Source organism: Pseudoalteromonas sp. S3178, assembly GCF_005886985.1.
Classification (GTDB): Bacteria; Pseudomonadota; Gammaproteobacteria; order Enterobacterales; family Alteromonadaceae; genus Pseudoalteromonas; species Pseudoalteromonas carrageenovora.
In genome coordinates this window covers 1-318 of record NZ_PNCW01000432.1, presented here as the reverse complement: position 1 = coordinate 318, position 318 = coordinate 1, and the positions used below count along the sequence as shown (strand labels likewise).

The 318-nt window shown below is 33.6% G+C and carries 1 protein-coding gene; it reads left to right on the top strand.

Annotated elements, in window-relative coordinates:
• Nucleotides 1–53: 53 nt before the first annotated feature.
• A partial coding sequence (locus tag CWC11_RS21620; protein WP_171038508.1) for a chemotaxis protein CheW occupies nucleotides 54–318 on the top strand: 265 nt, incomplete at its 3' end.

Here is a 318-nt window from a genome sequence, read left to right as displayed (position 1 = left end):
TTCGTCATAATGTTCTACTCTTAAAAGATAATTATAATTTTTTAGAGGCGAACATGGATTTAATAAACTTTCGAGTTGGACAAAAAACCATATCTCTGAAGATATTAGATATTTTGCTCACTGAACGTTATGAAGAAAATTTAACGGATTTACCCAATGACAACCCCAGCTTTTTGGGCGTTAAAGATTATATGGGCGTCCCTACCCCTATTTTTGATTTGGGCCTTATTCTTAATAATCAATCTTCCCATGATATAAATCGTGCACTTATTGATTTATTGATGGAGCATGAGCAAGAGCAAAAGTCTTGGTTTCAAG